This is a genomic window from Flavobacterium sp. LS1R10 (genome assembly GCF_003968825.1).
Classification (GTDB): Bacteria; Bacteroidota; Bacteroidia; order Flavobacteriales; family Flavobacteriaceae; genus Flavobacterium.
On the sequence record NZ_RYDH01000001.1, the window covers coordinates 878192 to 901962 of the forward strand.

General features: G+C 34.9%; 15 protein-coding genes. 11 read left to right on the forward strand and 4 right to left on the reverse strand.

Features of this window, described 5'->3' with window-relative positions; all coding sequences use genetic code 11:
- Positions 1-12: 12 nt before the first annotated feature.
- The 9 genes from EKL96_RS03870 to queG all read left to right on the forward strand — a co-directional run bounded on the left by EKL96_RS03870 (position 13) and on the right by queG (position 12415).
- Positions 13-3069 carry a TAT-variant-translocated molybdopterin oxidoreductase gene (locus EKL96_RS03870; RefSeq protein WP_126458408.1) on the forward strand — a complete coding sequence of 1019 codons (3057 nt, stop codon included), beginning with the start codon at positions 13-15 and terminating at the stop codon, positions 3067-3069.
- 39 nt (positions 3070-3108) lie between these two features.
- Positions 3109-4512 (forward strand): NrfD/PsrC family molybdoenzyme membrane anchor subunit, encoded by a 1404-nt coding sequence (gene nrfD / locus EKL96_RS03875; protein WP_126458410.1) that lies wholly within the window; start codon positions 3109-3111, stop codon positions 4510-4512.
- A complete protein-coding gene (locus tag EKL96_RS03880) occupies positions 4505-5029 on the forward strand; it encodes a DUF3341 domain-containing protein (RefSeq protein ID WP_126458413.1) in 525 nt (174 codons plus the stop codon). Before nrfD ends, EKL96_RS03880 begins: the two co-directional genes overlap by 8 nt.
- An 8-nt stretch (positions 5030-5037) precedes the next feature.
- Positions 5038-5583, forward strand: a complete 546-nt coding sequence (locus EKL96_RS03885) for a c-type cytochrome (protein ID WP_126458417.1) — start codon at positions 5038-5040, stop codon at positions 5581-5583.
- 27 nt (positions 5584-5610) lie between these two features.
- Positions 5611-7083: a quinol:cytochrome C oxidoreductase gene (locus EKL96_RS03890; protein ID WP_126458419.1), complete on the forward strand. Its 1473-nt coding sequence runs from the start codon at positions 5611-5613 to the stop codon at positions 7081-7083.
- A 19-nt stretch (positions 7084-7102) separates the two neighbouring features.
- A complete protein-coding gene (locus tag EKL96_RS03895; protein WP_126458422.1) occupies positions 7103-8239 on the forward strand; it encodes a cytochrome c oxidase subunit II in 1137 nt (378 codons plus the stop codon).
- A gap of 30 nt (positions 8240-8269) precedes the next feature.
- Entirely contained in the window at positions 8270-10066 is a 1797-nt protein-coding gene (locus EKL96_RS03900; RefSeq protein ID WP_126458425.1) for a cbb3-type cytochrome c oxidase subunit I, read from the forward strand.
- A 265-nt stretch (positions 10067-10331) separates the two neighbouring features.
- Complete coding sequence (gene ruvB, locus EKL96_RS03905; protein WP_126454217.1) at positions 10332-11354, forward strand: Holliday junction branch migration DNA helicase RuvB; 1023 nt, start codon at positions 10332-10334, stop codon at positions 11352-11354.
- 92 nt (positions 11355-11446) lie between these two features.
- Complete coding sequence (queG, locus tag EKL96_RS03910; protein ID WP_126458428.1) at positions 11447-12415, forward strand: tRNA epoxyqueuosine(34) reductase QueG; 969 nt, start codon at positions 11447-11449, stop codon at positions 12413-12415.
- Positions 12416-12434: 19 nt separating this feature from the next.
- On the opposite strand, the gene EKL96_RS03915 is transcribed toward queG, so the two are convergent.
- The 4 genes from EKL96_RS03915 to EKL96_RS03930 all read right to left on the reverse strand — a co-directional run bounded on the left by EKL96_RS03915 (position 12435) and on the right by EKL96_RS03930 (position 17871).
- Positions 12435-13463: a LacI family DNA-binding transcriptional regulator gene (locus EKL96_RS03915; RefSeq protein ID WP_126458431.1), complete on the reverse strand. Its 1029-nt coding sequence runs from the start codon at positions 13461-13463 to the stop codon at positions 12435-12437.
- 550 nt (positions 13464-14013) lie between these two features.
- A complete protein-coding gene (locus EKL96_RS03920; RefSeq protein ID WP_126458434.1) occupies positions 14014-14901 on the reverse strand; it encodes a carbohydrate kinase family protein in 888 nt (295 codons plus the stop codon).
- A 2-nt stretch (positions 14902-14903) separates the two neighbouring features.
- On the reverse strand, positions 14904-16232 hold the full coding sequence (locus tag EKL96_RS03925; RefSeq protein ID WP_126458437.1) for a sugar porter family MFS transporter: 1329 nt from the start codon (positions 16230-16232) through the stop codon (positions 14904-14906).
- A 49-nt stretch (positions 16233-16281) separates the two neighbouring features.
- A complete protein-coding gene (locus EKL96_RS03930; protein WP_126458440.1) occupies positions 16282-17871 on the reverse strand; it encodes a glycoside hydrolase family 32 protein in 1590 nt (529 codons plus the stop codon).
- Between the two features lie 196 nt (positions 17872-18067).
- Between EKL96_RS03930 and EKL96_RS03935 the strand changes: the two genes are divergently transcribed.
- Both EKL96_RS03935 and EKL96_RS03940 read left to right on the forward strand, forming a co-directional pair.
- The gene (locus EKL96_RS03935; RefSeq protein ID WP_126458443.1) at positions 18068-20074 is read left to right on the forward strand and encodes a glycosyl hydrolase family 95 catalytic domain-containing protein; all 2007 of its coding nucleotides are present in this window, start codon (positions 18068-18070) and stop codon (positions 20072-20074) included.
- A 729-nt stretch (positions 20075-20803) separates the two neighbouring features.
- Complete coding sequence (locus EKL96_RS03940; RefSeq protein ID WP_126458446.1) at positions 20804-23770, forward strand: SusC/RagA family TonB-linked outer membrane protein; 2967 nt, start codon at positions 20804-20806, stop codon at positions 23768-23770.
- Position 23771 lies beyond the last annotated feature (1 nt).

Here is a 23771-nt window from a genome sequence, read left to right on the forward strand (position 1 = left end):
TAATATTTATATATGTCATCAAACAAAAAATACTGGAAAAGTGTTGAAGAGCTAGATCAAAATAGTTCTGTTGTTGAGGCCCTTAGAAATAACGAATTTGTTGAAGAAATTCCTACGGATGAATTTTTAGGAAATGATGGTACTTTGTCATCTTCGTCAACATCACGTCGTGATTTTTTAAAGTACGTTGGTTTTAGCACAGCAGCAGCCACGCTTGCGGCTTGTGAAGGACCGGTTAACAAGTCTATTCCTTACGTGCTTCAGCCGGAACAAATTATCCCCGGAGTAGCCGATTATTATGCAACGTCAGTTTTTGATGGTTTTGACTTTGCAAATCTTTTGGTGAAAACACGCGAAGGGCGCCCTATTAAAATAGATAATAATACTATTCAAGGTGCTGCGTTTAGTGCTAATGCAAGAATTCATGCTTCTATTCTTTCGTTATACGACAGTATGCGTTTGAAGGAGCCAAAGATAGAAGGTAAAAATGCGGCTTGGTCTGCTGTTGATTCTAAAATAAAGTCTAGTATCGTTGCTGCTGCTGCAAAAGGCGGGCAAGTGGTGCTTTTGACTAATACATTGGCGAGTCCATCATCAGAAAAGCTTATTGCTGAATTTATTGCCAAAAATCCAAATGCGAAACATGTTGTTTACGATGCTGTTTCTTCTTCGGAAGCATTAGATGCTTTTGAAACTGTTTATGGAGAAAGAGCTTTAGTTAATTATGATTTTTCAAAAGCATCTCTTATCGTTTCTGTTGGAGCTGATTTTCTTGGAGACTGGCAAGGCGGGGGTTATGATTCGGGTTATACGCAAGGAAGAGTGCCAAAAGCAGGAAAAATGTCTCGTCATTTTCAGTTAGAAGCTAATATGACACTCTCGGGTGCTGCAGCTGATAAACGTTTGCCAATGTCTACGGCTAATCAAAAGCAAGCGTTAGTTCATATTTATAATGTGGTAACAGGTTCTTCTGTTGGCGTAACTTTAGAAGATAAATTTAAAGCTGAAGTTACTAAAGCGGCTCAGCAGTTAAAAGCTGCTGGTGCAAAAGGAGTTTTAGTTTCTGGTATTCAAGATAAAAATGCTCAGTTAGTAGTTTTGGCTGTCAATCAAGCATTGGCCAGTGAGGCTTTTACTACCTCTGGTGTAAGACAAATCAGAAAAGGTTCAAATGAAAAAGTGAATCAATTAATTAATGATATGAAAGCAGGAAGTGTTCATACGTTGATTATGAGTGGTGTTAATCCAGTCTATACTTTACCAGACAGCACTTCTTTTGTTGAAGCAATGAAGAAAGTTAATACATCAGTATCTTTTTCTTTGAAAGAAGATGAAACGGCTTTAGTAAGTACAATTGCAGCAGCTGTTCCTCATTATTTGGAATCATGGAATGATGTAAGTTTCACCAAAGGAACTTATGGGATTACTCAGCCTACGATCCGTCCTCTTTTTAATACCAAACAATTTCAGGATGTATTGTTGTCTTTAAATGGAATGACTGGTACATTTTACGATTATATTAAAGGGAATGCTTCGACAATAATAGCAGGTTCTTCTTGGAATAAAGTGTTGCATGATGGTGTTTATGTGGGTGTTGTACCAACTGTAGCTGCAGGTTCTGCTGATTATGGTGCTGCTGCAACTGCTTTGGCACAATCAAAAGCTTCTGAAGGACTAGAACTTGTTTTATACACCAAAACTGGTTTAGGGGATGGACAACAAGCAAACAACCCTTGGTTACAAGAATTTCCGGATCCAATTACAAGAGTTTCTTGGGATAATTATCTTACGGTTTCGAATGCTGATGCTAAGAAATATGATCTTTCGAATGAAATTGTTGCTAATGGGGGGTTAAACGGAAGTTATGCTAGTATTACCACAGCAGACGGAATTAAATTAGAAAATGTTCCTGTAATTGTGCAACCGGGTCAGGCTGTTGGTACTATTGGCTTGGCGTTAGGGTACGGTCGCAAAGCGGCTTTGAAGGAAGAAATGATGGTGGGTTTAAATGCCTATTCTTTATATAAAGGTTTCAATAATGTACAATCAGTAACCTTGGTAAAAGCTGAAGGTGAACATGAGTTTGCTTGTGTTCAAGGTCAGAAAACATTGATGGGAAGAGGGGATATTATAAAAGAAACATCTTTAGAAATTTTTAATACAAAAGATGCTCAAATCTGGAATCCTCAACCTATGGTGTCATTGGATCATAAGGAGGTAGAGGCTATTAAGGTAGATTTGTGGTCTTCATTTGATCGTTCTGTCGGGCATCATTTTAATCTTTCTATAGATTTAAATTCATGTACCGGTTGTGGTGCTTGTGTGATAGCATGTCATGCTGAAAATAACGTTCCTGTAGTAGGGAAAGCTGAAATTAGAAGAAGTCGTGATATGCACTGGTTGCGTATTGACAGGTATTATTCTTCCGAAAGTACTTTTGAAGGTGATAACGAAAGAAAAGAAAATATAGCAGGTTTATCAAGTTCATTATCTACATTTAATGAAATGGAAAAGGCAGGTGATAATCCTCAAGTTTCCTTTCAGCCTGTAATGTGTCAACATTGTAACCATGCGCCCTGTGAAACAGTTTGTCCAGTAGCGGCAACTTCACACTCGCGTCAAGGTCAAAATCATATGGCTTATAACAGATGCGTTGGTACGCGTTATTGTGCTAACAACTGTCCGTATAAAGTACGTCGTTTTAACTGGTTTTTATACAACAAAAACAGTGAATTTGATTATCATATGAATGATGATTTAGGACGTATGGTATTGAATCCGGATGTTAATGTTCGCTCTCGTGGAGTTATGGAAAAATGTTCAATGTGTATTCAAATGACACAAGCAACTATTTTGAAAGCTAAAAACGAAGGAAGAGTAATCATTGATGGTGAATTCCAAACGGCATGTTCAAATGCTTGTTCTAATGGAGCAATGAAATTTGGAGATATAAATGATAAAGATGCGGAAGTGGCTGCCTTAGTTGCTGACGAAAGGATGTATCATTTGTTGGAGCATGTTGGAACAAAACCTAATGTGATTTATCACGTTAAAGTTAGAAATACTTAGTACAAAAAAAGAATTAATTAAGAATCAATATAAAGGATTATGTCGTCTCACTACGAAGCAACCATTAGAAAACCCTTAGTTATAGGTGATAAAACTTATCATGATGTAACTGTAGATGTAGCAGCACCTGTTGAAGGTAAAGCAAATAAACATTGGTGGATTGTATTTTCAATTGCATTAATAGCCTTCCTTTGGGGTTTAGGCTGTATAATTTACACTGTTTCTACAGGTATTGGAACATGGGGGTTAAATAAAACTGTTGGATGGGCTTGGGATATCACGAACTTTGTTTGGTGGGTTGGTATTGGTCATGCTGGAACTTTAATTTCGGCAGTATTATTGCTTTTCCGTCAGCGTTGGAGAATGGCTATTAACCGTTCTGCTGAAGCAATGACAATTTTCTCTGTTATCCAGGCAGGTTTATTTCCAATTATTCACATGGGTCGTCCATGGTTAGCCTATTGGGTTTTACCAATTCCGAATCAATTTGGTTCTCTTTGGGTGAATTTTAACTCACCATTACTTTGGGATGTATTTGCAATTTCTACCTATCTTTCTGTTTCATTAGTATTTTGGTGGACTGGTTTATTACCTGATTTTGCCATGTTGCGTGACAGAGCAATAACTCCTTTTAATAAAAGAGTATATTCTATATTGAGTTTTGGTTGGAGCGGTAGAGCAAAAGACTGGCAACGATTTGAAGAAGTTTCTTTAGTTCTTGCAGGTTTAGCAACTCCGCTTGTGCTTTCGGTGCACACAATTGTATCAATGGATTTTGCCACGTCAGTTATTCCTGGCTGGCATACTACAATTTTTCCGCCTTACTTTGTTGCTGGAGCAGTTTTCTCAGGGTTTGCAATGGTAAATACGTTGCTGATTATTATGAGAAAAGTTTCAAATTTAGAAGCTTATATCACAGTTCAACACATTGAATTGATGAATATCGTAATCATGATTACAGGTTCAATTGTAGGTGTTGCTTATATTACGGAATTATTTGTTGCATGGTATTCCGGTGTAGAGTATGAACAATATGCCTTTTTAAACAGAGCTACTGGACCGTACTGGTGGGCTTATTGGTCTATGATGACTTGCAATGTTTTTTCTCCACAATTCATGTGGTTTAAAAAATTAAGAACAAGTATTATGTTTTCCTTTATAATTTCAATTGTAGTGAATATTGGAATGTGGTTTGAAAGATTTGTAATCATTGTAACTTCATTGCACAGGGATTATTTGCCATCTTCATGGACAATGTTCTCTCCTACATTTGTTGATATTGGAATTTTTATTGGAACTATAGGATTCTTCTTCGTACTGTTTTTACTCTATTCCAGAACATTTCCTGTGATAGCTCAGGCAGAGGTGAAAACAATTTTAAAAGGAACCGGAGATAATTACAAAAGAGAAAGAGAAGCAAATAAAGATTCACACCATGAGTAATAAAGTAATATACGCCATTTATAATGACGATGATATTTTGATGGATGCGGTTAAAAAAACCCGAGCAGCCCATCATCATATTGAAGAAGTTTTTACTCCATTCCCTGTACACGGTTTGGATAAAGCTATGGGAATTGCACCAACGAGATTAGCGATTTGTGCTTTCCTGTATGGTTGCGTAGGTATTTCGGTAGCAACAGCCATGATGAATTATATAATGATTCAAGATTGGCCTCAGGATATTGGTGGAAAGCCAAGTTTCAGTTATATTGAAAATATGCCAGCTTTTGTTCCAATTATGTTTGAACTTACAGTGTTCTTTTCTGCTCACTTAATGGTTATTACTTTTTATATGAGAAGTAAATTATGGCCTTTCAAAGAAGCGGAAAATCCTGATGTAAGAACCACAGATGACCATTTTTTAATGGAAGTTGCTGTAAACAATAATGAAGAGGAATTAGTTTCTTTTTTCCAAAGCACGGGAGCTGTAGAAGTTAAAGTAATAGAAAAGCATTAATTATAGATATGAAAAGCGTATATAAAATAACACTTTTATTTGGTATAACTATTTTAGTTTCCTCCTGCCATAATAATGCGGCACCAAACTATCAGTATTTTCCAAATATGTATGAGTCAGTAGGGTATGAAACTTATTCTGAATCAAATGCATTTAAAAATGGTAAAGAAGGACAACTTCCTGCTCAAGGATCCATAAACCGAGGGTTTGAGCCTTTTGAATACGAAAACTCTACGGCTGGATATGAGTTAGCTAAAGTGAATCTTAAATCTCCTTTAGACTCCTTAAGTAGAGAACCTGAAAAGGCAAAAGAACTTTTTGAAATTTATTGTATCAGTTGCCACGGTGCTTCTGGAAACGGTAAAGGTAAACTGGTAGAAAGAGAAAAATTTCTGGGTGTTCCTAGTTATAAAGATAGAGTTATTACTGAGGGAAGTATTTATCATGTAATAACGTATGGTTTGAATTCTATGGGCTCGCATGCAAACCAGTTGAGTGCCCATGAACGTTGGTTGGTTACTGACTATGTTCTAAAACTAAAAAGCGAATTATAATTGTTGAACAAACTGATCGTAATAGATATGTATACATTTTCAAGTAAATTAAAAACTTTTTCTTTCCTCTTAATGGCCATAGGCGTATTAGGGATTGGATATGGTTTTTGGAGTGCACCAAAGGATATTCAAGAAGTTGAAACTCTTCTTGCTGCTGAAAGCCATGGTAGTCATGGAGAAGTTAAACATGAAACTTCAAAACCTGTTGAAGAGCATGTTGTTTCTAACGGGCACGAGGAAGCTCAAAGTACAAAAGAGGGCAATGCAATAGTATCGCCTACGGACAGCACTTCAGAAGTTATTAATGAAGTTCATGAGAATTCGTTACACACCGAAGTAGCTGTAAAAAAGGGTGAACATGAAATTAGTGAAGAAGTGAAACATGCGGAACATGCGGAACATTTGAATCATGTTTTGCATCAGTTGCAAAATAAGCCATGGGCTGCTTTTTATGTTGCCTGTATATTCTTTATGTTGGTGTCTTTGGGTGTTTTAGCTTTTTATGCTATTCAACAAGTAGCTCAGGCTGGTTGGTCTCCTGTTTTGTTTAGAGTTATGCTGGGTATAACGTCTTATTTACCAGTAGGGTCTGTTGTCTTTTTTATAGTATTATTGTTATGTGGTCTTCATCTTAATCATCTTTTTATATGGTTAGATCCTGAAGTTGTTGCTACGGATAAATTAATTGCGAATAAAGCGGGGTATTTAAATTTTCCTTTTTGGATTATTAGGGCAGCTATATTTTTGACTGGTTGGAATTTGTATCACTATTTTTCTAGAAAATATTGTTTAGCGCAAGATGATGCTAGTGATGATTTATTTTACAAGAAAAACTTTAAATTATCGGCTGTCTTCTTAGTTTTCTTTATTGTTACAGAATCGATAATGTCCTGGGACTGGATTATGTCTATCGATCCACATTGGTTTAGTACTTTATTTGGGTGGTATGTTTTTTCAAGTTTCTTTGTTAGTGGAATCACCACGATAGCATTAGTTACTTTGTATTTGAAATCTAGAGGTTTTTTAGAGCACGTTAATACGAGTCATATTCATGATTTAGCAAAATTCATGTTCGGTTTTAGTATATTTTGGACTTATTTATGGTTTTCACAATATATGCTTATTTGGTATGCTAATATTCCGGAAGAGGTAACTTATTATATAACTAGAATCGAATTATATAATATTCCGTTCTTTGGTGCTGTGGTTATGAATTTTGTATTTCCTTTGTTGATCTTAGTTAATACTGATTTTAAAAGAATTACATGGGTTTTAGTCATGGCAGGTGCCGTTATTTTGGTTGGACATTATATAGACTTTTTCAACATGATTATGCCAGGAACTGTTGGAGACAGATGGTTCATTGGGGTTTCAGAGATAGCTTCTGTTCTTTTCTTCCTTGGATTATTTATATATGTTGTTTTTACAGCATTGACAAAAGTTCCTTTGTTGCCAAAAAGAAATCCATTTATTGAAGAAAGTAAACATTTCCATTATTAATATTTAAAGAAAAAAACAGATGACAAGTTTGTTGGTAATTATAGTTTTAGCTTTATTAGCTGTTGCTTTGTGGCAATTGACTAAAATATTCGATCTGACGCAAGTTGGATCCAATTCCGATAGCTCTGAAGTAGCTACAGATAATGACAATAACGTTCAAGGTTATTTAATGTTTGGTTTTTTGGCCTTTATTTATATTTTTTCAATATATGGTTTGTTTGCTTGGGGACCTTTAGTCCTTCATACATCTGCTTCTGCTCATGGTGAACAAGTGGATTATTTGATGAACATAACTTGGATTCTTATCTTTATTGTGCAAGCTATTACTCAGGTTTTATTGCATTATTTTGCTTTCAAATACAGAGGAAAAAAAGATCAAAAGGCACTTTATTTTGCCGATAATAATAAATTAGAAGCTATTTGGAGCGTTATTCCTGCAGTAGTTTTGGCAGGATTAATACTTTATGGATTGTATGCTTGGAATAATATTATGTTTGTTGATGAAGATGAAGATACAATCGTAATCGAATTATATGCGCAACAGTTTAACTGGAAAGCCAGATATTCAGGAGAGGATAACGTACTTGGAAAAGCAAATGTAAGGTTTATCGAAGGTGCAAATGCTGTAGGAGTTGATTTATCGGATCCATATTCTCAAGATGATATATTGGTAACAGAATTGCATATTCCAAAAGGGAAGAAAATTCATTTCAAAATGCGTTCTCAAGACGTTTTACATTCTGCTTACATGCCTCACTTTAGAGCGCAAATGAATTGTGTTCCTGGTATGGTAACTGAGTTCGCTTTTGAGCCTGTTTATACCACTGTAGAATACAGAGAATTGCCTTATATGGTTGAAAAAGTTGCAAATATTAATGCTTTAAGGGCTAAGAAAAGTGTTGGTTTGGTGGCAAAAGGAGAGGCAGCTTTAGATTCTTATACTTTTGATTATCTGTTACTTTGTAATAAAATTTGTGGTACATCTCATTACAACATGCAAATGAAGATCATTGTAGATACTCCTGAAGACTATAAAGCTTGGTTGAAAGAGAAGGCTACTATCGTTAATGAAGTTAAAGCAGCTTTAGCTACGCCAGCTCCTGTAGATACTGGAGCAAGTACTGATACTGCTGCTGCTGTAACGGCAATGAAATAATATTATAAAAAAAATTTAAAGTAAACATATATGTCAGCAGAAGGTCACGATCACGCAATAGATCACGAACACGAACATCACCATAAAGACACTTTTATTACTAAATATATTTTTAGTATTGATCATAAGATGATTGCCAAACAATACCTAATTACGGGTATCATTATGGGGATTATTGGTGTTGGGATGTCTATGCTTTTTAGAATGCAATTAGCATGGCCGGAAGAATCTTTCCGAATATTTAATATTTTACTAGGGGATAAATTTGCTCCTAATGGAGTCATGGCTAATGATATTTACTTAGCATTGGTTACTATTCATGGAACAATAATGGTTTTCTTTGTTTTAACGGCTGCCCTGAGTGGTACTTTTAGTAACTTATTGATTCCACTTCAAATTGGAGCGCGAGATATGGCATCCGGTTTTATGAATATGATTTCGTATTGGTTGTTTTTCTTATCTAGTGTAATCATGATTGGTTCCCTTTTTGTTGAGGCTGGTCCTGCTTCTTCAGGATGGACGATATATCCTCCCTTAAGTGCTTTACCACAAGCTATTCCTGGTTCAGGTATGGGTATGACATTATGGTTAATTTCAATGGCTATTTTTATTGCATCTTCTTTAATGGGATCTTTGAACTATGTTGTTACGGTAATTAACTTAAGAACTAAGGGAATGTCTATGACTCGATTACCACTTACTATATGGGCTTTCTTTGTGACTGCTATTATTGGTATAGTATCTTTTCCTGTTCTTTTATCAGCTGCTTTATTATTGATTTTTGATAGAAGCTTTGGTACTTCATTTTTCTTATCTGATATTTATATTGCAGGGGAAGTGTTGCATTATCAAGGAGGTTCTCCAGTATTGTTTGAGCATTTATTCTGGTTTTTAGGTCACCCTGAAGTTTATATAGTTTTATTACCTGCTTTGGGTATTACTTCTGAAGTGATTGCTACAAATTCTCGTAAACCAATTTTTGGTTACAGAGCAATGATTATGTCAATTATTGCAATTGCATTCTTATCGACGATAGTGTGGGGGCATCATATGTTTGTCTCCGGTATGAATCCGTTTTTAGGATCTGTATTTACATTTACAACATTGTTAATTGCGATACCTTCAGCGGTAAAAGCGTTTAATTATATTACAACATTGTGGAAAGGAAATTTACAATTGAATCCGGCTATGCTGTTTTCTATTGGATTGGTTTCTACATTTATTACAGGTGGTTTAACAGGGATTATTCTTGGGGATAGTACACTTGATATTAATGTACACGATACTTATTTTGTTGTAGCTCACTTTCACTTGGTAATGGGAATTTCTGCACTTTATGGAATGTTTGCAGGTATTTATCACTGGTTTCCAAGATTATTTGGAAGAATGTTAAACAAGAATCTTGGATATGTACACTTTTGGGTAACTGCAATTTGTGCCTATGGAGTTTTCTTTCCGATGCACTTTATTGGACTAGCGGGTCTGCCAAGACGTTACTATACTAACACCAACTTTCCGTTATTTGATGATTTACAAAATGTTAACGTTTTGATCACAATATTTGCTTTAATTGGTGGTGCCTTTCAATTGGTTTTCTTGTACAATTTTTTCAGTAGTATCTTCTACGGTAAAAAATCAGTAATGAATCCTTGGAAATCAAATACATTAGAGTGGACTGCACCTGTGGAACATATTCATGGGAACTGGCCAGGAGAAATTCCTGAGGTTCATCGTTGGCCTTATGACTACAGTAATCCAGCTCATGATGTAGATTTTGTACCTCAAAATGTTCCAATGAAAGAAGGTGAAGAAGTTTTACATCACTAAAATATAAAAAAAGCCTCGCGAAAGTAGAGGCTTTTTTTAGGACATTACTCAATTTTCATCCCTTTTGTAAGTGTGTAATCACTGTATTTATAGAAGGGTTCAATTGTTAATGCAGTGCATTCTACAACCATTGTGGTGTCTGGATTTTGTTTGAATGAATAAAAAAATAACATACTGAAATAGATTGCTTGATAGTATTGCTTTTTTATTTATAGCATTTTAAATTTAAATTTATAATTCAATATTGCTTTGCTATCTTTGTTATATGAATGAAAATTTAGACCCAACAGCAAATGGTTACAATTCAGAAGAGCTAGATCTTGAAAAAAAATTGAGACCACTTTCTTTTGATGATTTTGCAGGACAAGACCAAATATTAGAAAATCTGAAAGTTTTTGTTCAGGCTGCAAATCAACGAAATGAAGCACTTGATCACACGCTGTTTCATGGTCCACCTGGCTTAGGAAAAACAACATTAGCCAATATTCTTGCCAATGAATTGCAAGTGGGAATCAAAATTACTTCCGGTCCGGTTTTAGACAAACCTGGAGATTTAGCCGGTTTACTGACTAATCTAGAAGAAAGAGACGTTTTATTTATTGATGAAATTCATCGTTTGAGTCCAATAGTAGAAGAATATTTGTATTCTGCTATGGAGGATTTTAAGATTGATATCATGATTGAATCAGGACCTAATGCAAGAACCGTCCAAATCAATCTAAACCCATTTACCTTAATTGGAGCCACCACGCGTTCCGGTTTATTAACCGCTCCTATGAGAGCGCGTTTTGGAATTTCTTCCCGCTTACAATATTATACCACTGAGTTACTCACCACAATCGTAGAAAGAAGTGCTACTATATTTAAAATGCCTATATCCATGGAGGCAGCTATAGAAATAGCTGGTCGTAGTCGTGGAACTCCTCGCATCGCGAACGCATTGTTACGGCGTGTGCGTGATTTTGCCCAGATAAAAGGGAATGGCACTATCGATATAGAAATTGCCCGTTACGCCTTAAAAGCACTTAATGTAGATGCTCATGGCCTGGACGAGATGGATAATAAAATACTAAATACAATCATCGATAAATTCAAAGGCGGACCTGTAGGTTTATCTACTTTGGCGACAGCCGTATCTGAAAGCAGTGAAACAATCGAGGAAGTCTATGAACCATTTTTGATTCAGGAAGGTTTTATTATGCGTACGCCAAGAGGTAGAGAAGTTACCGATAAAGCATATCAACATTTAGGGAAATTAAAAACAAACAATCAAGGCGGTTTATTCTGATTTTTAGGAGCTGTTTCCCGCTTTCCGCTGTATTTCCGATATAGAAAAACAAGGCTTTTTCAGCCGTAGTTTTTGTTAATCGGGAAGCGCCGATGGTATCAGGGCTTGGAATCCCGTTTATTAACTTCTATTTTTTAACTATTAATACAAAAGCGACATACACACAATTTATCAAATCTGAAGCGAAACGTCTCGGATTTTTATCCTGTGGAATAGCTAGAGCTGGTTTCTTGGAACAAGAAGCACCGCGGTTAGAAAACTGGTTGGAGAACAATAGAAATGGCCAAATGTCCTATATGGAAAACCATTTTGACAAGCGTTTAAATCCAACTTTACTCGTTGAGGATGCTAAAAGTGTAGTTTCACTGTTGTTAAATTATTATCCAGAAGACCTGCAAAATACAGATTCTTATAAGATTTCAAAATATGCGTACGGTCAGGATTATCATTTTGTGATCAAGGAAAAACTCAAAGAATTTTTATTTTCTATTCAATCTACAATCGGAGATGTTTCTGGTCGGGCCTTTGTAGATTCTGCTCCAGTCCTTGACAAAGCTTGGGCTGCCAAAAGTGGTTTGGGTTGGATAGGCAAAAACAGTAATTTATTGACACAAAAAGTAGGTTCTTTTTACTTTATCGCGGAACTCATTATCGATTTAGATTTAGACTATGACAATCCTACAACCGATCATTGTGGTACGTGTACAGCTTGTATAGATGCGTGCCCTACAGCGGCAATAGTTGCGCCTTATGTAGTAGATGGCAGCAAATGCATTTCCTATTTTACAATTGAATTAAAAGAAAATATCCCTCAGGAGATGAAAGGTAAATTTGATGAATGGGCTTTTGGATGCGATGTGTGTCAGGATGTTTGTCCTTGGAACAAGTTTTCAAAAGCACATAATGAACCTTTATTTAACCCAAATCCAGAATTACTGTCCTTGTCCAAAAAAGATTGGATAGAAATTACTGAAGAAACTTTTAAAGCTGTTTTTAAAAACTCACCAATTAAAAGAGCCAAGTTTCAAGGATTAAAAAGGAATATTGATTTTTTACAGTAACGAAATTTTGAAACTTAATTTATTTGAATTTTGTAGAAGATTCTCTAACAATAATGCTTGTTTCTAATTCAACAGTTCTTGGAGTAAAAGGAATTCCTTCTTTATGACAATTCATTTCTTCTAACAATAAGTTAAAAGATTCAATTCCCATTTCATGGCTTGGCTGATCTACAGTACTAAGTTTTGGAGTCAGTACTTGCGATATAAACCAATTGCTAAAACCAATTACCGCTACTTGTTCCGGGACATTGATTTTGTTTTCATTAAAATAGTCTAATACTCCCACTGCTACCAGATCTGTTATAGCAAAAATGCCGTCTATATCAGCATGCTCTTGAATAATCTGTTTAGCAAAATATCTTCCTTCTTCAAAAGTCACATTTTCACATGCAAAAACTAATTTTGTGTCAAAAGGAATGTTATTTTTCTCTAATGCTTTTTTATATCCAATATACCGATCTATTGAATTTTGTGGATTCAATGGCCCTCTAATGTGTGCTATTTTTCTACAACCAGTGTCGATTAAGTGTTGTACTGCATTAAAGGCTGCTTTTTGGTCATCAATTATTACTTTCGAGCATTTAGAAAGCTTTGCTATTTTGTCAAACATAACAAAAGGAATATTTCTATTCATTATTTCTTTTATATGATCATCATTATTGGACTCATTTGATAAGGACATGATGATTCCGTCAACTCTTTTGTTTATAAGCAGTTCTACTTGTTTTTTTTCTAAAGCCAGTGTCTCATTTGATTGTAAAATGATTACTAAATAGCCGTTTTTTTCAGCTTCGTTGATGATAGCATTGACCACATTCGAAAAGAAATGATGTACAACTTCAGGAATAATTAGACCAATGGTTTTTGATTCTTTTGTTCTTAAATTTACAGCAAAACTATTAGGAGTGTAGTGTAATTGCTGGGCAAGTTCAATTACTGCTTTTTTAGTTTTTTCACTAACATCAGGGTAATTTTTAAGCGCTTTTGAAACAGTCGTTATTGAAATTCCCAGTTTTGTTGCAATTTCCTTAAGAGTAATGTCTTTCATGAATCGAATTTCTACGTATTTAATTTTAAGAAAAGGTGTTTATAGTAACTTTGCTGTGCGTCCTTTTTCAGTCTTTGACATAGGTATAAAAAAGACTATAAGTTCAAATATTCCTTACCAAGGTATTGATTTTTATCTTATTTCTGTAATTTTTTAATAATAAAACAAATTATTACACATTCGTTACATAAACTAATTGGATCTGCCATTTTTAGTAAAGGCGGGAACATCCTAGGTTGACGTTCTTTCATTTATAGGTGTTCCGATCTTAATGTACTTAAAACCAGAAGGGAATTGTTTTCTTTAATAGATTTCGGCATTCCTTCAATGACTCTGAAACGTGGGTTTTAGAAATCCGTAATTGAGTGGCTATTTCGTTGATAATGGGATTTTTCAAAGTTCAATACTTTTGTTTAAAACCCTAAAAAAAAGTTCAATAACTTTTTTGTTATCCCAAAAAATTTCTGCAAATCAATCTTTTTATGATTGATTTACAGATGCATGGGTTTTTTTTGGGTTGTTGTAATTGTTAAAAATCAGTTTTGCTAAACTAGCATGGATTCATAAAGGCACTAATTTCTTTATTTGAAATTTTGGGATTGGCTCCTTCATTTTTGGCTACAATGGCTCCTATTGCACAAGCGAAATCAATTGCTTCTTGGGGATCGGCATCCTTTAATAGTTTAGAAAGCAATCCGGCTAAAAAAGAATCTCCGGAACCCACGGTATCTACAACATCTATTTTATAGCCACTATTGTAGTACATTTTTTCATTGTAATACAACACCGCACCATGATTTCCTTTTGTAACGCAAATGTGTTTTGTATTCGTTTGTGTAGCAATAAAAAGAATATTTTGCTCTAATGAATGGTATGGTGAATTCATAAAAGCACTTATTTCATACAATTCCTCATCATTAAATTTTATAAAATCTGACTGCATCATCAAATTAATCAGTAGTTCCTTAGTGTAAAAAGGAGCACGTAAATTAACATCGAAAACGGCATATTTTGCATAGTTAATTATTTCTAATAGGGAATCGTGCGAAACAGAATCTCTACATGCAAGACTCCCAAAAACTAGTGCATCTGCTTTCTTGACCATTATTTCGTCTTCCGGAATACATATAATTTTGTCCCAAGCAACCGGATAATTGATTGTGTATGAAGCAGCTCCTTTCTCATTTAATTGAACAATAACTTGTCCGGTAGAAGCGTTTTTATCTACTTGAATCGTATCGGTAACAACTCCATTTTTTTTAACAAAGGCAAGGAGTTCTTTTCCAATTTCATCATTTCCTACTCGGCTTATTATTTGAGCATCAATGCCAAGTGATGCTAAACGCAGCGCCACGTTCAATGGCGCTCCTCCGATTTTTTGGTGCGTTGGGAAAACGTCAAATAAAACTTCCCCGAAACAGATTATTTTTTTGGTCATAATTATTCTTTTTTTGACAAACTTTCAGATAGTTCTTCTAATGTTCTCCCTTTGGTTTCCGGCATTTTTGTAAATACCCAAAGCAATTGGAAAACCATCATTATGCAGAAGACGGCAAAAACGGTTGTTGTTCCAATCTCTTTAAACAAAAACGGAATGAATGATGGGATTAATGCTGCTAAAATCCAATGTACAGAAGTGCCAAAAGAGGTTCCGGCAGCTCGAAGTTTATTCGGGAACAATTCAGAGATAAATACCCAAATGACGGCTCCTTGACCTATGGCGTGTGAGGCTATAAACAAAAAGAAAAATAACGGAACAGCCATTCCTTTCCATTCAAAATAAAATGCGGTTGTCACTAATCCTAGAGAAATAATGTATCCTACCGAACCCAAATACATGAGCGTTTTTCGACCATATTTATCTATTAGCGAGATTCCAATCATGGTAAATATTAAATTGATTATCCCAATTCCGTTACTACTCAAAAAAGAGGCAGATTTTTCTAATCCTGCCAATTCAAAAATTCGAGGCGCATAATATAAAAAAGCATTAATTCCGGAAAGCTGATTGAAAAAGGCAATAAAAAACGCTAAGAGCAATGGTTTTCTATATTTAGCCATGAAAATAGATTCGTTTTTCCCCTCCTGAACAGTTTCTTTTTCTATAGCAGCAATTTCCGCTTCTACTGCTGCGTCACTATTGATTTGTTTCAAAATAGCGACTGCTTTTTGTCTGTCTTTTTTGTATTCTAAAATCCAACGCGGACTTTCCGGGATTCCAAATACCAGAAGTGTGTAAATGAAAGATGGAAACGCTTGTATTCCTAACATCCATCGCCAGGCATTTTCTCCTATATCTTGCAAATAGTAGTTGGATGTAAAGGCGATTAAAATTCCAAAAACAATATTGAATTGGTACAAAGCAACCAGTTTTCCACGGTCTTTTGCAGGAGCAATTTCAGAAACATAGGTTGGAGCAGCAATGGTTGAAGCGCCAATACCAATTCCGCCAAGAAATCTAAAAACGGAAAAGAAAATGGGATCATTTGCGAATGCAGTTCCAATGGAAGAAACCAAAAACAGTAATCCTATAATTATTAGAGTCTTTTTCCGACCTAAAATATTCGTTGGAAACGCACCAAAAATAGCGCCAATAACCGTTCCCCATAATGCGGATGACATCACTACTAATCCATGAAACAAATCAGAAGAACCCCATAGTTGTTGCAATTGTTTATCTGCTCCTGAAATTACGACGGTGTCAAATCCAAATAGAAATCCTGCAAAGGCAACGATAATGGACCAATAGAGTATTTTTTTGTTATTCATTATTCTGTTTTTTTTAGTTAGTGGTTTTGGTTATTATAAATGAATTTTATTACCAGATTCCTTTTATTTCAGCAATACTAAAATTTTTAATTTCTTGATTTTCATCGGATTGAATGGTTAGTTTGGTATATGGTTTGTTAGGGAAAATTTGTTCTGTGAAACTGTAAACGCCACCGTTGAGGAAAATTTCTATTGAGGACCAATCTACTATGATTTGATAATCAATAGCCTCAGAAATTATATTTGGAATTTTGGTGTTGTGTATTTCTTCTCCAAAACTTTTTTCAAAATTGACTACGCCGGAATGTCTTCTGTCAACAGAAAAAGTCTTTCGTTTCGCATCGTAATTCATGACCAAAGAATCCTTTACATCATTGGAAAAAACCAATTTTAAATTTTTATTTTTAGCATTAAATTGTACTGCTGATTGATTTAAATATTGGTAATTAAATGTAGTTTTTTGATTCGCTTTTAGGATAATTTCATCTTTAGAAAAGGCTATGGTCTCTTGTTTTTTGAATTGTTCCACAGGAACGTTTTTTAGGACATAATCGCCATTGATTTTTGCAAGCGAAAGTTCTCTTGGCAACGTCATGGCGCTTCTCCAGTTTTTGGTAGGCGTATTTCTGGCATACAGCCAATTGCTCATCCAGCCTATGAATATCCGTTTGTTTTCTGGCGTATTATTGTACGTGACTCCGGCATAGTTATCAGTACCATTGTCAATCCATTTGATGTTTTTTTGGGTGGTTTTAAAACTTTTTCCATCAAAATCACCAATGAAATATTGTGTTCCTGAACCACCAAGTGGTGCACCGGGATTGATGCTAATGAGTAGAACCCATTTTTCTTCATTGGAACCGGCAATTTTTAATTTGAAAAGATCAGGACATTCCCAAACACCGCCATGAGCTCCTATATTTTTACCAAATTCACTTTCAAATTTCCAATTAATTAAATTTTTGGAAGTATAAAATTGTGCATGATCTCCTGCTACTAATACCATATTCCAAAGATTAGTATCGGTATTCCAGAACATTTTAGGATCTCTAAAATCTTTCTGATCAACATTTCCTATGATTGGATTTCCATTGTATTTGAGCCAAGTTTCGCCTTCGTCTAAGCTATATGCCAATCCTTGCGTTTGATAATTTCTTTTGCCCGCTTTTTCGCCTGCCATGTCGTGATAGGTAAAAATGGCAATCATTGGTGGATTTTCTTTTGTTCCCAAACCAGTAGTATTTTTTAAATCTACAACGGCACTTCCTGAAAATATCATTCCTAATTTGTCAGGAAACAAAGCGATTTTTTGGTGTGTCCAATGGATTAAATCTGTACTTGTGGCGTGTCCCCAATGCATTGGTCCCCAAACGATATCATCTGGGTAATATTGGTAAAATAAATGATAAATCCCTTTATAGAAAACCATTCCGTTAGGATCATTCATCCATTTTTTTTCCGGAGAAAAATGAAATTGCGGTCTAAAAGGTTCTTTGTATTTTTTAGAGGAATCTACTGCTAATTTTCCAGAAGCATCAATGGTGATAACATCATTTTTAGTTTCTTTTATGCAGGAAAATAGAATTAAAGAGACTGCAAATAGTATAAAAAAATAGGTGATTTTATTTGTGAACTTCATTAAAAAAAGGATTAATTAGTATAGTATCCTCATAAAAATAGAATTATATTTTGTAATTGTTCATTTGGGACCGATCAAAAACGTTTTCGATTAGTCGAAAACGTTTTCGATTTGTATTCCATATACTATATTGAGCTATTTAATGTTTTTACGAATAATTTATATATGTTTGAAGATATTATTAAAAAATTATATGATGAATTTAACAGTTAAAACATTGGTGTTCATGCTCTTAGTTAGTACTGTGGTTTGTGGTCAAGCCCAATCAGACGAGTGGCACTTATATGCTAATTCCAGAGAGAATTATTTTGGAGTTGCCATGGCCAATGGTCAAATAGGAATCGTTACTGACGACACACCTCTCAAAACAAAAGAAATTATCCTGAATGGTGTGTATGACGGAAGTCCTGAAAATGGGATCAGCAGAATAGTACGCGGAATTGAGTTTTTAAATCTGCATTTGAATATCAATAAGCAAGAAATCAAATCAGACAATATCGATAATTGGAGTCAAGTGGTTTCAATGAAAGAAGGAACGAGTACCACTTCCTTTTCGTTTAAAGATTTGGCCACAATTAATTACACGATTTTGGCTAATAGAGCTGTTCCTTTTTCAGCGATGGCAATTGTCGAAATTACTCCTATTAAGGATATAGAAATTACCGCTAACAATTACATGGTTGTTCCTGATGAACTGAAAGAGGCAAAAAGTCAGTTTCGGGTCTTAAAGGATAATCAGTATTTAATGCCGGTTTTTGGTACTACAGCTAAAACGCTAACCGGTAAATATACAGTGGCCGCTTCAACAACTTTTCTTTTTGATGATGAAAGCGAAACCTTAAAACAAACCGGAAATGAAGTTGGGTTTACTAAAAAATTGATCAAAGGCCAAAAATACCGTTTTGCGGTTGCAGGAGGAATTTGCACTTCCAAGGATGTTACGGATCCTTTGAACGAATCCGAAAGACAACCTATTTATGCCCTTCAGGAAGGAATTGATAAATTATTGAACCGTCACAAACAAGCTTGGGCCGAATTATGGAAAACGGGGGACATACAAATTGAAGGCGATCTGGATGCGCAACAACGGGTGCGTTTCGCGTTGTATAACTTGTATTCTTATATACGTCCAGGAACCAGACAAAGTATTGCGCCTATGGGGTTGTCGTCTCAAGGCTATAACGGACATATTTTTTGGGATACGGAACTTTGGATGTATCCAACGCTCTTGGCACTGCAACCTGATATGGCAAAATCATGTTTGGATTACCGGTCAGATCGTTTGCAAAAAGCAAAACAAAAAGCCTTTATTTATGGGTACAAAGGAGCAATGTATCCTTGGGAATCTGATGATACAGGAGAAGAAGCAACACCAACTTGGGCCTTGACAGGTATTTTTGAACAGCACATCACAGCAGATGTTTCGATAGCTTTTTGGAATTATTACGCCTATACACAAGACACTTCTTGGCTGAAAAAAGAATGGGCGGTTCTTAAAGAAACAGCCGATTTCTGGGTAAGCAGAGTAGTTAAAAATCAAGACGGAAGTTTTTCTATTTTGAATGTAGTTGGTGCCGATGAGTATGCGCAACATGTAGATGACAATGCTTTTACCAATGCATCAGCGATCGAGTCTTTGAAAAATACGATTAAAGCAGCGACACTTTTAAATGAGCCGATCAATCCAGAATGGATAGCAGTATCAGAGAAATTAGTGATTCATAAAAAGGATGGGATTACTCAAAATTATAAAGGATATCAAGGACAAATGATCAAACAGGCAGATGTCAACTTATTAGCATATCCTTTGCATACAATCACTGACAAAGAACAAATAAAAAGAGATTTGGAATATTACGCCGAAAAAATTGACAAAAAAGATGGTCCAGCTATGGCTTCCGGAGTTTTATCGGTTCTATATGCTCGATTGGGAGATAGAGATAAAGCCTATAGTTATTTTGTGAAATCGTATTTACCTAACAGTCGGCCTCCTTTTGGCGTATTTTCGGAATCAGCCAATAGTAATAACCCTTATTTTGCTACTGGAGCCGGAGCAATGCTTCAAGCCGTTATTTATGGTTTTGGCGGAGTGGAACAAACGGATATGGGATTGAAATACAACAAGGGACTGCTGCCAAAACAATGGAAATCACTTAAGATTATTGGACTGGGAGTGGATAATAAAACAATTGTTATCAAATAATACAGTAACCCGTTGGGTGTAATTACACCCAACGGGTTACTTTAAATAATTTTTGCCGCGAATATACAAGCAATCTATTTTGAAGATTGTTATAGTATTCGTGGTTTTTTGTTTTTAGAAGCCATTGGGTTTTATTCAATTTAAATTTTCGACAGAAAAAGCTGCATGATTGCTTTTACTATTTTAGGACTGATTATTTAGATAAAATAAATAGGATGAAGTGATAAATGGTTTAATTATGTAATTTATTCCAAATTTATATTTTAAAGGCAATTACATTTTCATAATCATACGTTTAGTAAATGTGATTTTTTTAGCCGTTGAAACACGGAGTAAAAAACGAAGTATTGATAGGTATGGCGTACTATTTTTAGACATTTGACGCGACTTATTTTGGATTATCGATTTGGTATAAAAAACTTCATTATGATGAGTAATTCGTAATCTTAGTTTGTAAAAAGCTTTTCTATTGAGTAATATACAATTGATTTGAAGTGAAAAAGCCACTAAATTATAATAATATGTTTTTTAGTATCTTTTTTTTGTGTTTAGTATAATTTTAGTATTAATTTTTTAAAGTATTAATTTTAAAATCGAAAACGTTTTCGGCATAACGAAAACGTTATAGTTTAGTAATATCTTAATATTATCATAAATTTATAATTATGTTTGGTGTTAATATTTAAACAAACCATTAAAAAAAATTATTAACCAACTTATTTATTACGTATGAAAAATAGTCTAATTAAAGGCTTGATGGTGTTTCTAACGATGCTGTGTACAAGCTTGACATATTCGCAAGATGTGTCTGGTACAGTATCTGATGGCAGCGGTCCGCTTCCAGGGGCTTCTGTCTTAGTTAAAGGAACAACAAATGGAGCACAAACTGATTTCGATGGAAAATTTACGATCAAAAACGTAGGCTCAAATGCAGTTTTAGTTTTTAGTTACATTGGTCTTAAATCTCAAGAGGTAAATGTAGCAGGTAAGAGCACTATTAGTGTAGTCTTAAAAGAAGATTCTGCAGAACTGAAAGAAGTAGTAGTTATTGGCTACGGTACGGTTAAAAAGAAAGATGCAACGGGTGCTGTAGATCAAATTAGCTCTAAAAAATTTGATAATGTTGCTGCTATCAATCCAGCTGAACTTTTGAGAGGTAAAGTTGCAGGTGTTCAAATTACTTCTTCAAGTGGAGAGCCAGGTGCTGCAAATTCAATAAGAATTCGTGGTAATGGTACTTTACGCGGGGGTAACGGACCGCTTATTGTTGTAGATGGGGTGCCTTTAGCCGGAGGTGACGTATCAGCAGGTGGTGCTAATATGAATTTAGGCTCTATGAGCGCCAAAGATCCATTGAGTTTCATTAATCAAAATGATATCGAAAGTATGTCAATTTTGAAAGATGCCTCTTCAACAGCGATTTATGGAGCTAGAGGGGCTAATGGGGTAATTATTATTACAACTAAGAAAGGAAAGTCTAAAGTGCCAGAATTAACTTATTCTACTTCTTACACTACTTCTTCTTATGCTTCAAAATTCGATGTTTTATCTACTGATGAATTTATTGCGGCAACTCCAGGTCAGACAGCAAATCATTTTGGCGGAGCATTCGATTGGAAAAAACAAGTATTGCAAACAGGTAATACTGTAAATCATGACCTGTCTTTCTCAAGTGGAACAGACAATTCTAGTACTAGAGTTTCTCTAGGTATGGCTAATACTGACGGTATCGTAAGAAATACTGGTTTAGATAAAATTTCTGCAAGTTTTTACAACTCAAATGATTTCTTTGATGGTAAAGTGATATTAGAAACTCGTATCGCTTATTCTAATATCAAAGATCGTAGAGGTTTGATTACTAACGATACAGGATATATTGGTAACTTATTAAGTGCTGCATTGTATTGGAACCCAACGCGTTCAGTTTATGACCCAGCACAGCCAGGCGGTTACACAAGAGTGAGTGGTGATTATCTTAATCCTGTTCATTTGATGAATTCGTTCTCTAATAATGGTGATTTGTCTAAATTATTAGGTAGTCTAACCACTACTGTGAAATTAACTAATAGTTTGAAATACAACATGGTTGTTGGTATTGAGACATCTAATTCTTCTGTAAAGCAACAAGCTACTCCGGATTTAAATATTCAAGATTTTGCAACGGCTACTAATCCTGCGGATTTGAAAACGTACAGAGGACAAGCGACAGTTTCTAATGATCAAAGAGTAAACAAAACTATTGAACACAATTTAACATTCACAAAAGATATTACAAAAAATATTAACTTGAATGCAATTGTTGGATATTCGTACTATAACTATGCATCTAATGGTACTTATGTATCTGCAAAAGGTTTTGCTGCTACACAAACTAATTTATTAGAAAATATGGAAGGTGGAATCCCAACAGAAACAAGAGTTGGTTCTTATAAAGGATTAGTTGATATGCAATCTGTTTTTGCCAGAGCATCATTAGCATTCTATAATAAATTGAATTTAGATTTAACGGTAAGACGTGATGGTTCTTCTAAAACAGCAGCGGGTAAAAAATACGGAAATTTCCCTTCTTTAGGTTTGGCTTACAAACTAGTTGATGGAAAAGACGGGTTAGTTAATGATTTTAAATTAAGAGGAAATATTGGTAAAACAGGTAATACTGAATTTCCAAGAAACTCTTCTGTAGGTATAATTGAATACAATGGTCCAAATCAATTTAATGTTGTAAACAATGCGAATTCTCAATTAACTTGGGAGACTACAACTTCTTACGGAGTAGGGACAGACTTTGCTTTGCTTAATAATAAGTTAACAGGATCTGTTGATTATTTCAACAAAAATACTACTGATTTAATTGTTGGTATCCCTTCAACTTCAGGGCAGCCTTCACCTCAAGGTATCAAATATACTAATTTACCAGCTAACTTAATAAACAAAGGAGTCGAGGTTTCGTTGTCATACAAGGTAATTGATACAGATGATTTAACTTGGGATATTTCTGGTAACGTGGCATTCTTGTCAAATACTATTGAAAATCTGGGTGCTGCAAACGTGTACAACGTTGGAGCCATTCACGGGCAAGGTCTGAGTGATGCATATGTTCAAAGAATTCAAGATGGACATCCATTGTATACCTATTATCTTCCAACATTCACAGGATATGATGCAAATGGAATTTCTCAATATGCAGATGGAGGCGCTGTAAAATTGTTAGATAAGCAGCCTTTACCTAAAATGACTGCAGGCTTTTCAACAAGTTTGGCCTACAAAGGTTTTGATTTCTCAACATCATTATATGGAAATTTCGGTAATTATTTATTCAACAACACTAATGTAGCCCTTTTCTATCAAAATCAATTGGGAGGTAAAAACGTAACTCCAGAAGTTGCAAATTCAGTTCAATCAAGATCTGATGCTAATACACCATCTACTAAATACCTTGAAAAAGGGGACTTTATTAGAATGGGTAATTTAACACTAGGTTATACTGTTAAAGGAGATGTTTTAGAGCGTTTTAAAGTGAAGTCTGCTCGTTTTTATGTAAACGGTTCTAACTTATTTATAATTACTAAATATTCAGGTTTTGATCCGGAAGTTGATACTAACAAATCTTTAAATGGTGTCCCTTCTGCAGGTATAGATTATTTATCTTATCCGAGAGCTAGAACTTTGTCAGTAGGTCTTAACGTAACATTTTAAT